The sequence below is a fragment of the Pleurocapsa sp. FMAR1 genome, assembly GCF_963665995.1.
GTDB lineage: Bacteria > Cyanobacteriota > Cyanobacteriia > Cyanobacteriales > Xenococcaceae > Waterburya.
In genome coordinates this window covers 2238761-2253936 of record NZ_OY762512.1, presented here as the reverse complement: position 1 = coordinate 2253936, position 15176 = coordinate 2238761, and the positions used below count along the sequence as shown (strand labels likewise).

The window sequence follows — 15176 nt, the reverse complement described above, 5'->3', positions numbered from 1 at the left end:
CTTTGATTAATTATTAGAAATATGAATATTGTATTTGCTACAGCCAGTCAACTAGCGCAGATGATTCGAGATCGAGAAGTTTCGGCTACGGAAGTTGTGAATGCTTATTTAGAACAGATTGACAAGCATAATCAAAAGATAAATGCGATCGCAACTTTAAATCGAGAACAAGCCCTTAAAAAAGCAAAGGAAGCAGATGAAGCACTAGCCAAAGGCGAAAACTGGGGCGTATTGCATGGTGTTCCCGTAACAATTAAAGATTTATTTAAAACGGCTGGATTGACTACTACGGCTGGATATTTACCTTTAAAAGATTATGTTCCTGATGAAGATGCTACTACGGTAGCAAGATTGAAAGCAGCAGGGGCAATTATCCTTGGTAAAACTAATATTCCGCAATTTGGCGGAGACTATCAAACAAAAAATCCTGTATTTGGACGTACTAATAATCCTTGGGACTTAAATCATACAGTTGGTGGAAGTAGTGGCGGTTCAGCAGGGGCTGTGGCTGCTGGTTTTTCGCCTTTGGATTTAGGTAGTGATATTGCAGGTTCGATTCGTCTTCCAGCCCATTATTGTGGCGTGTATGGATTTATGCCTACGGATGGTCGAGTTTCTACTACGGGACATATGCCACCCTTACCAGGACAATCTAAATATATTCGCCAAATGCTAAGAGTTGGAACTTTAGTGCGTTCTGTAGAAGATTTGCAGCTATCTTTGGCGATAATTGCAGGTGCAGATATTAATCAGCCAGAAATTCCTCCAGTTCCCTTAGATAAGCCGACAGGTAAGCCATTATCTGAATTAAAAATTGCTTGGACATATGGCTATGATTTTCTGCCCATAACTAAAGATACACAAGTCTGTATCCAAAATTTAATTAACCGTTTAACTAATGCTGGTTGTCATTTGACAGAATCGAATCCTACCGATCTAGATTGGTCAGATACATTAACTAATTACGGTATCTTGTCTTTTTTTGAATTGTTCGCTTCAACCTCTTCGAGCAAAGATCTGATTGGCGGATTTCAGTTTAGTCTTAAGTCTGAATTTTTAGCCCGAACCCAAACTGCTTTTAAATCGGGTACACCTTTTACTAAAAAAACTAAACTTGCTTTTCCTCCTAGTTTGGCAAAATATAAAGCTATATTGGCACAACGCGATCGCACCATGACCCAAATGGATCGATTTATGAATCGATGGGATGCTTGGATTTGTCCTGTATCTATTACTCCAGCCTTTCCCCACTGCGATTTTGGTCAATCGATTGAAGTTGATGGAACAAAGTTTCCCTACCTGCTAGCCTGTGGCGGTTACACTATGCCGTTAAATTTTACAGGTAGCCCTGTAGTTGTTATTCCTATTGGCAAAAGTAAGTCAGGATTACCTATAGGAGTCCAGATAGTCGGAAAAAGATGGCAGGATTTGGAGTTACTGGCGATCGCCAAAAAGCTCGACAAAATAGCTAGTAATTTTCAACATCCAAACTTGTAACTAATCACTTTTTCCATTTTCGTTAGAATCGATCTAAAAGCAGTTTAAAAAAGCGATCGCACTAATGAAGCAAATACCAACAATTAAAAGTACTTCTGGTTGGCTGAGAAGCATCCGCCAGATAAATGCTATTTTACGACCTCTAGAGTTTATCGAGAAACGCACCCAGAAGTACGGGGATTTTTATCAGGTAACGTTTAAAAATTCTCCGCCAACAATCATGACTAGTAACCCTAAAGCTATTGAAGAGATTTTTACCGCTTCGACTGGTACGTTTGAAGTTGGTAGGGGTAATAAAATGTTGAGCTTTCTAGTTGGGGATAATTCGTTACTGTTATTAGATGGTAAAGAACATAGAAATCGCCGACGTTTGTTGATGCCTCCTTTTCATGGAGAATCTCTACAGAAATGTAGTGAGCAGATAGTTAATATAACTAATAAAGCTTGCGATCGCTTAGAAACAGACAAGCCTTTTAAAGTGCGATCGCTGACGCAAGAAATTACGATGCGAGTAATTTTAAGCGTGGTATTTGGAATTGATTCTGGAGAGAGATATGACCGACTACGAGAGTTGTTAACCACACTTTTAGAGACGTTTAATACTCCTTTAAATTCAAGTTTGATATTTTTTCCTTGGTTACAAAAAGATTGGGGTAAATTTAGTCCTTGGGGTCGTTTTTTGCTTTTACAACAAGAAATTAGAACTTTAATCTATGCAGAAATAAAAGAAAGACGAGAATTATTAGCTTCACAAAATATAGAAACTAAAGATATTTTTAGTCTGTTGCTATTGGCAAAAGATGAAAATGGAGAAGGAATGACAGATGAAGAATTACACGATGAATTAATAACTTTATTGTTTGCTGGACATGAAACAACTGCTTCGGCTTTGGCTTGGCTTTTCTATTGGGTTCATTATTTTCCAGAAGTACAAGAAAAGTTGCGTTTTGAATTAAATTCTTTGGGGAACAACTTAAATTATCAAGAAATAAACAATTTGGCTTATTTAAACGCAGTAGTTTCAGAAACTCTGCGAATTTATCCGATTGCTATAGGAACTTTTGCTCGCCTGCTTACCAAACCAATGTCTATCATGGAATATGATTTTGAACCTAATACTTGGTTGATAGTTTCTATTTATTCTCTACATCACCGAGAAGATTTATATCCTAATTCTAAGCAATTTGACCCGCAAAGATTTTTAAATAGAGCCTACTCCAATTATGAATATATTCCTTTTGGTGGAGGAAATCGCCGTTGCATTGGTTCTGCTTTAGCATTACTAGAAATGAAATTAGTAACGGCGACAATTTTATCAAGGTTTAAATTAAAACTAACAAGCGATCGCGAAGCTAGCCGTAGGCATCGCCCTATGTTACCAGTGCGTCGTGGTTTAACTATTGCTCCTCCCTCCTCTTTTGAAATGAGAGTTGAAAGTAAGATTGACTAATAGAAATATTCCGCTATCAAGGTGGGAGAAGGAATAAATAGCGACAAGCTTCCTCATCCTTCATCCCTCAAAAATTACTGCCAATCTGACCAATCCTGATTAAAGATAGAAGTATCGGGAAATGCCGTCGGGTTGCCACTTTGATCTAGCTTTTTCTTCAAAACTTGTAACTTTTTATCTTTAACAAAGTCTTTGTCTACCAGTTGGTAAGGCATAATTTCTTCATCTAAGCCAAAATCGGCTGTTATCCCCGCAGCAGCACCAGAAGACCATTCAAAAGAGTGGACGCGATAAGCAGCAGCAGCAATATGACTAGTTGCAATACTTTTACCTGTGACAATTAAGTTGTCAATTCTTTGAGGAATCATGGCTCTTAGAGGAATTTGGAAGGGATAAGCCTGACCTCCGCCTTTTCTCTCTCCCTCTCTTTCGGTGTTGCCTGCTTTTTCTGGAGGACTTTGATTCATGCAGGGATGAAAATCGATCGCATAATGACCAATTCCTACAGAATCAGGATAGATACTGGCACGAGCGCGCTGTTTCATTTTCTCAATGTTCAGATTTTTGTTACTTACCGCTTCTACTCCGTCTATTTTTGTCCACAGTTGACGGTAGGTTTGTGAATCAAGCTTCTGCTTATAATATTCATCTTTGTAGTCAGCCCGTGAAATATCAATTTCTGTGACGGTAAAGCCTTGGGAGTAGCCAGGATATACTCGACCGACAATTCTTCTGCCCTCACGAATATAAGGGTATTTAGATAAACCATGTTCTGTACCCATAGGTGAGTCCATTCCAGTTAGTAATTGATTATTGGGATAAGGCTTTTTGACACCATCCCCTAACTGAGAATCCGTTGTTCCTTCTACCAACCAATAGAAATAACCAAGAGCATGATCTTCTCCTTTATTTAAGGTTGCAGCACGCAATCCTCCTAACCAGCCTCCAGGTGTAAGTTGACCTAGAGTCTTTAACTGCTGACGAGTGTAAACCAAATTATCTTTTGCCGTACCAGGACGATAATCATTACCCCAAGTCCAATTCTGCATGGAAATATCTCCAGGAGTAGGAGCGCTAAACTCAATACCGCCAAATTTTTCTGGTTTTCCAGTTTCAGGACTCCAAATGCGACGATAAGTAAAGACCAAATCGAAGTCTGCTAATCTCTCTAGTTCATAGCTGTAGTAATTTTGATGTTCGCCATAAAAAGGGGGCTTTTTGTGTTCTTCAGGATCTTTTGTCGCTTCCATAGCAAAGGTGTAGGTAAAACCTTGAGTACAGTACGGATCTCCTTTTGAACTAGAAGATGAAGGCTCAAAAGAAGAACTAGGATCGATGCCCAAACGATAGGGAACATCTGCCAAAGCCACAATTTCTCCTGTTTCGGTAGCTTCTATAACATACCAATCAGCAGCTTTAGCCGAAGATGAGGCGGGGACAAAACGAATAGTTTCTTTATTAAATAAACTGGAATCTTCATAAGTATAGGCATCTTCAATCGTGCGGGATAAAGGCAAAGTATTAAGACCAAGATACTTATTCTTAGGGCTATGCTGAATTGCTACTGCGCTGGTGATTTGCTTACCTGTTCCCTTTCCTTTAACAGCTTCAATTTCCAAATCTTTGACGACAGTGGCAGGAAACCATTTTAAAGTGCCTTTTCCTTTTGCTTCGGCATCTTTTAACTGTTCCCACATTATTTTGTTAGCATCTTTAGGTAAAAAGCAGGATTCACTTACCCAACACTCACCAGGATTTAATTTGCCGTAAAACTTTTCAATCCGTTGCCTCAATTCTAAATAACCACGAGGATAGAAAAGACGTGAACGTTGAGTTGTCCTTTCATCTAGTGCCGAAGTACCCTGAGCGGAAATTTGTCCTCCTACCCAGTCGGTAATCTCTGTCATACAAACTGTTCTGCCTGCCAATAGAGCTTCATAACTAGCTGCTACTCCTGATAATCCTCCGCCAACTACTAATAATTCACATTCGACCGTGCGATCTATAGTGGGAGGTGAAGCTGCTTTAGCTGATAATCCTGAAGCTTCCCAAATTAATAAACCTAGCGATATTGAAGCTAGGGATTTGATCCAACCTAATGACACTCTATACCTCCTCATGTCCAAACAACTTAATTAATATAGTTCCCAATAACGAAGTTTTTTTGCCAATTTCTGAGCAAATTTATTTTTGGTGTCCTTTGATACTGATTTATAATAGGCTAAATGAGTTTCCTAGATTAAAAACACTACTTCTAGAATCCACAATTAGAATTTGTCCAATTCATTATTAATCAACTTATCTGTTCTATTCGATCAACCTACGGGGATTGCTACCTATGCCAAAAATGTTATTCATAGTCTTGACAGCCTAAATCCTACTCTTTTGTCTTCTCAAGATTTTGCTGGTTTTGAGTGTTATCCTATTCCTGAGAATATGACACCCGCCCAAGGAAGCAAAGGGCATCTCAAGCGTTTATTTTGGACTCAGTTTGGGCTACCTGAGATCTATAAAAAATTAAAAGCAAATTTAATCTATTCGACTATACCCGAAGCACCTCTGTATAGCCAGTGTCGCTCCGTGGTTATGTGTCATGACTTAATTCCTTTGCGTTTTCCCCGCGCCACCTCTCCTCTAACCAACTACTTTCGCTATGTTGTCCCGCTAGTATTAAGACAAGCCGAACATATTATTTGTAATTCTGAATCTACAGCAAAAGATATCGTTGATTTTTATGGCATTGCTGCTAATAAGATTACGCCAATTTTATTAGGCTATGATCGCGCCAATTTTTATCCCAGAGTATCAACCTCTCCCAAGCAGCCTTATTTTTTATATCTTGGTCGTCAGGATACTTACAAGAATTTGCAGGGTTTAATTACTGCTTTTGCAGACATACCCAATTCAGACTATCATTTAGCGATCGCTGGTTCAACCGACCTCCGTTTTACCCCCAGGCTTAAGCAACAGGTAAAGGAATTAAAGATTGAAGAGCGTGTTATTTGGCTAGATTACCTAGACTATCAGGAGTTACCCGTGATTATCAGTGGTGCGATCGCGCTTGTTTTTCCGACGCTTTGGGAGGGGTTTGGACTTCCTGCCCTAGAAGCAATGGCTTGTGGAACTCCTGTAATTACCTCTAATTTGGCTTCTCTACCTGAGATTACGGGAGATGCTGCAATTTTAATCGATCCTTACAATACCAATTCCATAACCTCGGCGATGATTGAGATGGGAAAAAATCAGGAGATGCGATCGCAATTGAGCAAAAAAAGCATTCAACAAGCGCAAAAGTTTACCTGGGCAAAAACAGGCATGGCTACCAAAGAAGTCTTAGAACAATATCTTGATAGATAATTTTGCTATTAAGGTTAAAATTACCAAATAGTTCAATCTGCTGCTATTAGCTTGCTTGATTATTTATGATCGATCCAGATTACCCTAATATAGTTCTAGCTTTTGTTTATCGAGATTTTGAAATTAAGATTGCTCGCGATCGGTGGCAAGGAGAAGATTTTTTTACTGCTTGGGCTGATTACAGTCTTGGTAGTGCGGTGGCTGTACCCTATGCCATGACCACTAAGTTAGCCATCAGAAACGCTAAACGCTGGGTAGATAGAAGAATGCGAATATAACAGCGTGAATATTAAAATTTATATCCTAATCTAATTTTGTATCCTTATATATTCGACTATAGCAGTATTTAATATACCAAGCTTAGAACTTATAGCCGTAATAAAAAGTTATAGGTTTCCTGTGGCGATCGCAAAATTATTATGAAAATTACTTAGTCTTGTCATGAGGCTATCATTATGGTGACATTTGATCTCTACATAATATCAGCAAGCTTCATCAAGTCTATCAAAGAATCAAGCTGAACATTGATATTTTTGTCGCGATTCCTGCCTTCTAAGTTTTCAACACCTTCAGCAATTAAAGAATAATGTTGAAGATGATAATAATCGCAAATAGCTTTATAGCACATAATAGAATAGCTAGGAGCAAAAATTTCTATTACTTTTACACCAGGATTACAGAAAATTAGATTAGTCAGTGACACACCATGAGGGGCTATTATAACTTTGGCTTTTGAAAATAGGTCTACCTGTTCTAAGAATGGTATAGATTCTAGGCAAAGACTTGTAAACCCATAACTAGCTAAAAGTTCAATCAACTTACTTTCATTAACAATTTTGCGTTTGGTTGCATTTTGACAAGAGAGATACAAAAAACCCGATCTAGCTTCGCTTTCTGATAATTTGTGAGGCAAAAATTCATCTCTAACTAAGTCACAAGCTAGTTTTCTAGGCGGAGAAACTTTGATAGGAGAGGTGACTATTAATTTTTTTGCCTGGATCAATGGATGTCCAGCAGTTTCAAGAATTTTTGAATTATCAATACCCAACAAGCTTAGGGTTTCCTTTTCAAAAGCCTGACGAATTGGTAATCGCAAAAAAGCAAATTTTTCAATGGATTCTAAATCAATACCAACCTGACGTAGCAGACACAACTGAGGAATTACCTGAAGCATCCAATGATAATAATTGCTGCTACCAATGCCCTGTAAATAAGCTACAGTCTCGTCTAGCTTAAGAGGCTGAGTATAGTTATTTGCACAAAATATTAGGGGGGCGTTATGTGCAGTTGAGACTTCTTGTACGAGCTTTTTACTAGAGGTAATCACCGCATTATTGGGCAGGCTATTATTGACTAAGTTTCTCCAGGCTCTGCCGTTGGTCAGAGTTACAACGAAAGTCTTTTCTATTTTAGCTTCTAAAGAAGGTTCTACTGTTTCTACTTCTAGACACTTTAGTTCGTTGGCTGTTGCTATATCTTGATTTTGCAACTGATAAATTTTGTTGAGAATCGTTTGAGGAACAAGAGATTTTTCATAGCAAAGTTTAATATTGTCTGAGTCTTCATCTCCTTGCATTTTTAAGGCGTAGGCAAGACTCGTGTAGATTTGATTCCAATTTGGGTTTCTTTTTAAAGCCTCTATTAAAAATTCTATGGCTTTATCCCAGTTTTGCCATGCTAGTAAAATATGTGCGATGCCAAAGTAGCCTTGAGCCTGATCGGGATGGAGTTTTATTGCTTGATGATAGACTTTGACAATCGGTTTGAACTTTTGTGCTAATTTTTTATTAAGTGATATCGCCGTCTGATTTTGTTGAAAATATAGCTTTTTATAGATGTTTGCCCAAGGATTGAAAACAGAATTAGATTCTGGGTCTAATTCAATTGCCGTGTAGCAGGCAGCCAATGCCTGATTAAATTGCCTATCTTTACTAAAGGCTAGGCTCAGATCGATATATACCTGTGCAGGCTGTTTTGGCTGGCTAGCGATCGCTTTTCGGTACAGTGCGATCGCTTTGGGAACTTGCTTTTGATCCATCAATGCCTTTGCCAGCTTGATACATACTTGACTGTTGTCTGGGTTAATTTCAACCCCTTTTTGATAAGCACAGATAGCTGCATCTAATTGATCGCTTTGATTTAAAGCATCTCCCAAAGCAATGTAAACCCAAACTGGCTGTTCTGGGTTAATGGCGAACGCTTTTTGATATGCCACAATTGACTTATGATTATTGATCTTTATTTTGTCATCCCTTGACTTTGACTTCCCGCTTTTACGTAAAAGATGATTTTGCCTTTGTAAAGTTCTAGCAAATTTCAAGTATGGAGCATAATTGTCTGGCTCAGAAATTATCAAACGCTGATAGTGTTTTATCGCTTCTGACCAGTTTTTTTGAGACTCATAAATCTCGGCTAACTTAAATAGTGGTTGAGTATAGTCAGGTTGAATATGAATTGCCTGCTGGTAGCTTTGAATAGATTCGGCAAAATTGCCTTGCTCTTGTAATCTATTTCCTGCTTCAAAACAAGCTTGAGCTTTTTCTGTTAGTAAATTATTCATTGCTATACACAAAACAAATACAAGTGTTTGTTAATCAACTATTTTCTTGAACAATTTAAATTATCTTTTGCTTAAATCAAACTTATGCAATAAGTTATCTTTTAGCTTTATATTGGCGTGAGCATTGATATACTCTAGCTGCTGATTATCAATTTGGGCTTTACGACTTTGCCTTTGCTCCCAGTTTTTAGTCGATTGGCTATAGAGCGACTCAAACTCAAAATTACTATCTATTTCTAGAAAATCGATCAATGCGTCAAAGTGATCGCGATCATAAGCAAAAAGCCTTTCATATTCACAGACAAACAGATTGTCTTGCTGACTATTCTTAATGTATTTCCAGGTTTTAGATAAAGAGTCATTCCAATGAATTACTGCTTTTCTATAATCGGCATTTTCTGGCCAGTGATCTTGAGGATTAGCAGCTCTAACATTATAAGATAAGGCTACATCTACAACATCTCTAATAATAAAAATCCATTTAACATTATTAAACTGTTCATTTATTTGATCGTAAAACTGATAATAATGGGGATATTTATCTCCTAAAAGTACATTAGTACGTAGCTGATATTTGGAAACCAAATTTTTATAAAATGTCTCCCACATTATATTGGTTTGTTCTTTTTTTAGATCGAAGAAATATTCTGAACTAAAAGCATCAGGATTAATTTTATGAATATTTTCTTTAGTAGCGTAATGCTTGTATCTTTCCATGCCGATCGCAATTAAGGGATGATGATTAAGCAAATTAACTAGGGCAGTTGTTCCAGAGCGAGGGCATCCAGAAATAAATAAATAATTTTGTTTTTCAGTCATAAGTTTTTAGTTACCCAGCAAAATATAAACATCTTAGCTTAACCTATATAGAGAATATTAACCTACAGAATTTCACTTTAAAGACTACTCAATTTTAATGTATACGTCATTAGTTTAAAACCCTAATTTGGCTTTCTATAAATAATTTAATCTAAATATAATTATCAAATAATTATTGATAATTCCGATCAAAAATCAGGTAATATGAATTACCTGATTTCTAATAATTAGCTGCCAGCTAAAGATTTTTGGAAAATACTAATATAAGTCTCAGCGTAATGAGACATTAGATATTTATCCAGAATTAGTTTTTGAGCATTAGCTGCAACTCGATCTAACTCCTGAGGATTATTAATAGATTTAATGAGCGCCTGATGCCATGCAGCCTCACTATTGTCTACCAAAAATCCATTGACACCAGATTCAACTACTTCTTTGTAAGGAGTACAGTTACTACAAATACTAGGTAAAGCAATAGCAGAATACTGGAGGAACTTCAGCGGGCTTTTGCACTGATTAAACTCTGTTTCTACCAGAGGTGCGATCGCCAAACTAAAGTTATTAGCAATACTGCGAAACCAGTCTACAAATTGAGGATAGTGACGACATTGGGAAGGAATATCGATTCTCTTATACCAGGTTGATTCATGGTTTTTTGTTGGGGTTTCACCGCCGATGACGTATAGCCTAAGAGGATACCCTTCTTTGGCGAGCTTTTCAAACACTGGTTTGATAAGAGCCAAATCTTCTCCGTGGGTAGGGTTGCCCATATAAAGAATTTTGATTTGGGCGGCAACATTTTCTTCACCTTCAGCCTGGTTTAAAGCCTTTGCTTCTATAGGTCTAAACCAAGCATACTCAGGAATAACGTTAGGAATCACCACAATATTGCTATTGTACTGGCTTATTTTCGCCTTTAAAGGTTGAGTACTAACTATTACGGTGCTTGCTGCTTGAGCGATCGCTTTTATGCCTACCGCAGTTTGAGCGTAAACCCCCGTAGGATCTTTGGCTAAGGGAACGTTAAACAAATCATCATCAATTTCTAAGACAATAGGTAGATTGCGCTCTCGGCATTGCTGAATAAATCGCTCTGCAAGGTAAGACTTAATTGTGTTGCGCTGTACCAACATCAGATCTATTTCCAAGGTGTTCAATCTGTCATATAGGAAAGAATCAATATCAATAAACTGAAAGTGTATTTTTTGAGCTACAGCATGACATTTTAACCACTCTAAAACTCGAATATGAGTAGAAGGATTTGACTGATTGTTGGCATTTCGATGGACAAAAACGCCGACTTTAATATACTGCGTACTTACTAAATGATCAACAAAGGGTAAGGAAGAGCTTAAAACGCGCTGATAGAGATGATGATATTTTTGCGCCATGGTGGCAATGGTGTTTTGCCGTCCATAAAATAGCTGCCAACGATTGACTTCTCCTATCTTACTCATGTATGCTTCGCTGTCAGCAGCTATCTGAAGCAGTTTGGCATATACTAATTCAGCTTTTAAACTAGGCTCAATTAGCCAGCCACCGCCATGTTGTTTAATTCGTTCTTCCACTGCCCCTAAAGCGATCGCAATTACGGGTACACCACTTGCCCAAGATTCGGTTAAGGTATGGCAATAGGTTTCTGGCCAGATAGAAAAGATGCCAATATAATGAGGCTTGATTTGACTAACTAATTGAGCAAAATTTTCTCGCTGATAGCGACCGTGGTAAGTACCAACTTGAGCATTTAAAACATCAGCTTTAGTTCCTAAAAAATGAAGCTCTAATCTATTTTCAATATCTAGGGCTTTGATTTGGGCGATTAAATCCGCTCCTTTGGCAGACTGAATATTACCTGGAAAGAGAATACGTAAAGGTTCGCTGTCTAGGGGATAACTAACCGAAAAGGTATTGCCTTTACTTGTTAGTTGGCGAAAGTCTCGACCGTGGGGAATAACTGCAAAATCTCGCTGCTTTAATTCTGGATAAATATCCTCAAGTAATTTTTTAGTAGAAGCTGAGGTGGTAACAAAGGCATCTGCATAGGGCAACATATCGGCAATCATTTCTCGCCAGGCATTGATAAATGAGTGTTTTAACCTGCGTGTATGATTGTGCTTTTTCCAAAGCGGTACTTGACAGTCTGCTTCAGTTTTAGTGCAGTTACCACCACAAAAAACCTGATTCTCATCCAGCAGGTTAACTGTGGGACATACAGCATAAAAATCATGAAAAGAAAAGATTACCGTAATTCCTAGCCGTTTAGCTACACGACACAGAGAAAGACTATGCCAGGCTATATGTCTTACGTGCAGAATTTCGATGCTGTACTTGATTAACCAATCACCCACAATGTCTTCGTATTCAATAGATTGATGTGCCGTTAGGGTGATGGGCGACTGTAGTTGCACAGTTTCACAGGCAACATCTTCTTCATTCCTGGTATCGTAAAGAAAGATTTCTGTAGCACTACAGCGCAAAACTAAAGGATGATAGCGATCGCTCAAGCCATCCATTAAATCTTGATTGGTTTGAGGTGTTCCCCCAGTCTGAGTAGAAATAACATATAGAACTCTTTGACGAGGCTGATGCACGGGAGTTGACCATTTTCCCTCAATTAGCTTTCTCACTCCATAACGCATGGTGTTCATCTGAGGAGAATGAACAAATACGCCCACTCGTCCTCGATAGTCAGGATAACGTTCGTCCACTACGTTACGCCCCGTATCGTATAGATTAGTTTTTTCATCGCGAAAGCTTGCCGATCGCACATGATATACTAAGGTGCGATCGTCGACTATATTTCTCCAGCCAGCGCGCACTGCACGCATACAGAAGTCATTTTCTTCCCCATAGCCTCTGGGAAAATTAATTTCATCAAAGATGCCAATTTCACGAAAAACCTCCCGTCGAATATAAATACAAAATCCGCTTCCAGTCGGTGTTTCAGGATAAACAATCTTACTATTTTGACTAATAGCGCGAACCATCTCTTCTTTGGCTAACCAAAGAGGAAAGTCGTTGGCACGACCTACATCAGGAACAGAAAATGCTCCAGAGTTATCAGAAATAGCGGTGGCAGTGGCAATATCTGGTTGATGATAAACCGCCGAACTTAAATTTTGTAGCCAGTGCGGACCAACCACAGTATCGCTATTCAGCAGAACAATATCATCATTTTCGGCAAAATTTATGCCCCGATTAATAGTTCTGGTGTAGCCCATGTTTTCTTCGTTAGACATGACGGTAACATTAGGATGGCTGCCTGCCCAAACTAAAAGTTCAGGGATCCTTTGATCTGTACTACAGTCATTTATAATTACCAGCTTGGCTTTTAAAGAAGTGTATTTAAATACCGACTTAAGGCATAAACACAATTCTTCATAGGCATTGAATACGGGAATAACAATTGTTAAGTCACGATGAAGATTGTTTTTACCTCGATAAAGAAGGGAAAATCGACCTTTCTGCTGTTTGTACAAAGATTCAGATTCAGGTGCAAAGCTAATACTTATCGGGCTTCTTTGCAGCTTTTGTGGCGTTCCCTTAAAAAATATATCTATCTTATAAGTTTCTTTGTTTTCTGGCGGCAATGGTAAAGCAAATTCAAATCCATTATTGCCATTACCCAGATTATATTTAAGTAAATCTTTTCTTGATGTATTTGCCTTGATTTCTTGATAGAAAGTTCCATCAATATAAACATCTAACATCGCAGCACCAACATGACCTTCTGGAATTGCCCAACCAGTTACGCAATTCTCATTCCAGCCATCAATGCGACCAATGTTTTGACGGGGAACTATAATTCTTGATTTGATTGACTGCGCTTCATTTTGCTTTTTGTCTAGAAGAAATAATTCAAACTGATGCTCTCGATCATCTAGTAACGTATACGGTAGCTGTATTTGCAGCTTTTTAGGTGTTGCAGTGCAAAGTCCCCCAACCAATGGATAGTCTTCAGTAGCTTTAACTACGCCGATGGGATTACCATCAGCATAAATTTTAATTTTGAGTTGGCTATCAGGATTAACGCTATCAATTGCCCAAGCGTTTAGTATCCCCCCTGTACTTATACTATCAATACCTGCTAAAAATAGAGATTGAGCAGGAGTGCTAGAGTTTTTGTATTCTAGATAAATAGGACTTTTTTGTAAATGGGTTTTAGTTCCTTGGAAAAATACACCTATTTGATAAGACTTTTTTTCTTGCAGAAGCGGTAAAAGAATTTCAAATCCATTTTTGCCATTACCCAAGCCATTTTTGAGTAAGTCCTTTTGAGATTTATTTGCCTGGATTTCTGTATAAAAAATATTGTCTATATATACATCTAAGTTTGCTGAAGACTTTGTATGACCATCAGCTAAAGCCCATCCCGATATACAGTTATTTTGCCATTTAGTAATATGTCCTACACCGCGGCGAGGCACTTTAATCTGAGTAGTTGTTGATTGCTTATCTTTAAGGTAAATTAATTCAAATTGATGCTCTCGATCGTCTAATAAAGTGGCAGGAATTAATAGTTTAAATTCTTTGGGTATTCCTCTAAGATTTTGCTTGGTAGTTACCACAACTTTTTGCTCGGCTTTTACTTTGCCAATCGGTTGCCTATCCACAACCACTCTAATTTCTAAAGTTTCTTCAGGATTAAAGTTATCTATTGCCCAACCTTGAATAAATCCACCTAAGCTCACCTGAGTAATTTCAGCTACAAAACTACTACCTGAGTTGACAACAGTGGTTTCTAATTCTTCTAAATTAGATTGAGGATTTTTCTCTGGCGTGATATTTGGTACTTGAGCATCTACGTTTGATACTTGGTTTGCTTGATAACTTGTAGCTTCATTTAGTTTATCGGCTACATTAAGAAAATCTGGCTCAACCTCTAATATTTGGATATATAGTTCACAGGCTTTTGACCATCTTTCTTGCTCGAAAAAAATATTCCCTAGATGATATTTTAACCAACAGGATTCAGGATTGATTTTAGTACCCAGCGTTCCATATTTAAGTGCCTGTGACAAATCGTTTTGTTGAATCAGGCTCTCGATTAAATGTTCATACACCCAGATTGGTTGGCTATGATTTATTTCAATTGCCTGCTGATAAAACTTTATACTGTTCAGGGAATTTCCATTACTTTTATAGACGCTACCTAAAGCACGCAATATTTCGTCACTATTAGCATCAACTTTTAAGGCTATTTTACCAATTTCTAATGCTTCATTTACTTTTCCCAACTGATTGAGTAAAGTAATTGCATTCCCATAAATCCATGATGGCTGCTTTCGATCTACTTTAATTGACTGTAAATAGAAATCTACTGCTGAAGCTAATTCACCTTGCTTATGTTTTTTTGCTGCTTGAGTATGTAAATAGTCAATCTGCTCAGATAAATTTGATTCAGTTTTGGTTTGGCTATTCATATCTTGATGATGATAATTTTAAAGAATTGGATGGCGATTTTAAACATCGATCATTTGCTCAAGAAAATGC

Annotated in this window: 8 protein-coding genes; 4 read left to right on the top strand and 4 right to left on the bottom strand. The window is 37.8% G+C overall.

Annotated elements, in window-relative coordinates; translation table 11 throughout:
- The first annotated feature begins 21 nt into the window (after window positions 1–21).
- Both SLP02_RS10960 and SLP02_RS10955 read left to right on the top strand, forming a co-directional pair.
- Window positions 22–1497 carry an amidase gene (locus SLP02_RS10960; RefSeq protein ID WP_319420693.1) on the top strand — a complete coding sequence of 492 codons (1476 nt, stop codon included), beginning with the start codon at window positions 22–24 and terminating at the stop codon, window positions 1495–1497.
- Between the two features lie 64 nt (window positions 1498–1561).
- Window positions 1562–2947: a cytochrome P450 gene (locus SLP02_RS10955; RefSeq protein ID WP_319420692.1), complete on the top strand. Its 1386-nt coding sequence runs from the start codon at window positions 1562–1564 to the stop codon at window positions 2945–2947.
- 74 nt (window positions 2948–3021) lie between these two features.
- Here the strand turns inward: SLP02_RS10955 and SLP02_RS10950 are convergent, their stop codons facing one another.
- Window positions 3022–5067, bottom strand: a complete 2046-nt coding sequence (locus SLP02_RS10950; RefSeq protein ID WP_413467164.1) for an FAD-dependent oxidoreductase — start codon at window positions 5065–5067, stop codon at window positions 3022–3024.
- Window positions 5068–5221: 154 nt separating this feature from the next.
- Between SLP02_RS10950 and SLP02_RS10945 the strand changes: the two genes are divergently transcribed.
- Window positions 5222–6304: a glycosyltransferase family 4 protein gene (locus SLP02_RS10945; RefSeq protein ID WP_319420690.1), complete on the top strand. Its 1083-nt coding sequence runs from the start codon at window positions 5222–5224 to the stop codon at window positions 6302–6304.
- A gap of 65 nt (window positions 6305–6369) precedes the next feature.
- Complete coding sequence (locus SLP02_RS10940) at window positions 6370–6582, top strand: hypothetical protein (protein ID WP_319420689.1); 213 nt, start codon at window positions 6370–6372, stop codon at window positions 6580–6582.
- A 194-nt stretch (window positions 6583–6776) separates the two neighbouring features.
- On the opposite strand, the gene SLP02_RS10935 is transcribed toward SLP02_RS10940, so the two are convergent.
- From SLP02_RS10935 to SLP02_RS10925, 3 genes are all read right to left on the bottom strand, one after another.
- The gene (locus SLP02_RS10935; protein WP_319420688.1) at window positions 6777–8864 is read right to left on the bottom strand and encodes a tetratricopeptide repeat protein; all 2088 of its coding nucleotides are present in this window, start codon (window positions 8862–8864) and stop codon (window positions 6777–6779) included.
- Between the two features lie 60 nt (window positions 8865–8924).
- The gene (locus SLP02_RS10930) at window positions 8925–9683 is read right to left on the bottom strand and encodes a sulfotransferase family protein (RefSeq protein WP_319420687.1); all 759 of its coding nucleotides are present in this window, start codon (window positions 9681–9683) and stop codon (window positions 8925–8927) included.
- Between the two features lie 227 nt (window positions 9684–9910).
- On the bottom strand, window positions 9911–15106 hold the full coding sequence (locus tag SLP02_RS10925) for a glycosyltransferase (RefSeq protein ID WP_319420686.1): 5196 nt from the start codon (window positions 15104–15106) through the stop codon (window positions 9911–9913).
- Window positions 15107–15176 lie beyond the last annotated feature (70 nt).

Coding starts and splice junctions, on each gene's coding strand:
- SLP02_RS10960 (WP_319420693.1), top strand. CDS start 22: ATGAATATTGTATTTGCTACAGCCAGTCAACTAGCGCAGATGATTCGA.
- SLP02_RS10955 (WP_319420692.1), top strand. CDS start 1,562: ATGAAGCAAATACCAACAATTAAAAGTACTTCTGGTTGGCTGAGAAGC.
- SLP02_RS10950 (WP_413467164.1), bottom strand. CDS start 5,067: ATGAGGAGGTATAGAGTGTCATTAGGTTGGATCAAATCCCTAGCTTCA.
- SLP02_RS10940 (WP_319420689.1), top strand. CDS start 6,370: ATGATCGATCCAGATTACCCTAATATAGTTCTAGCTTTTGTTTATCGA.
- SLP02_RS10935 (WP_319420688.1), bottom strand. CDS start 8,864: ATGAATAATTTACTAACAGAAAAAGCTCAAGCTTGTTTTGAAGCAGGA.
- SLP02_RS10930 (WP_319420687.1), bottom strand. CDS start 9,683: ATGACTGAAAAACAAAATTATTTATTTATTTCTGGATGCCCTCGCTCT.
- SLP02_RS10925 (WP_319420686.1), bottom strand. CDS start 15,106: ATGAATAGCCAAACCAAAACTGAATCAAATTTATCTGAGCAGATTGAC.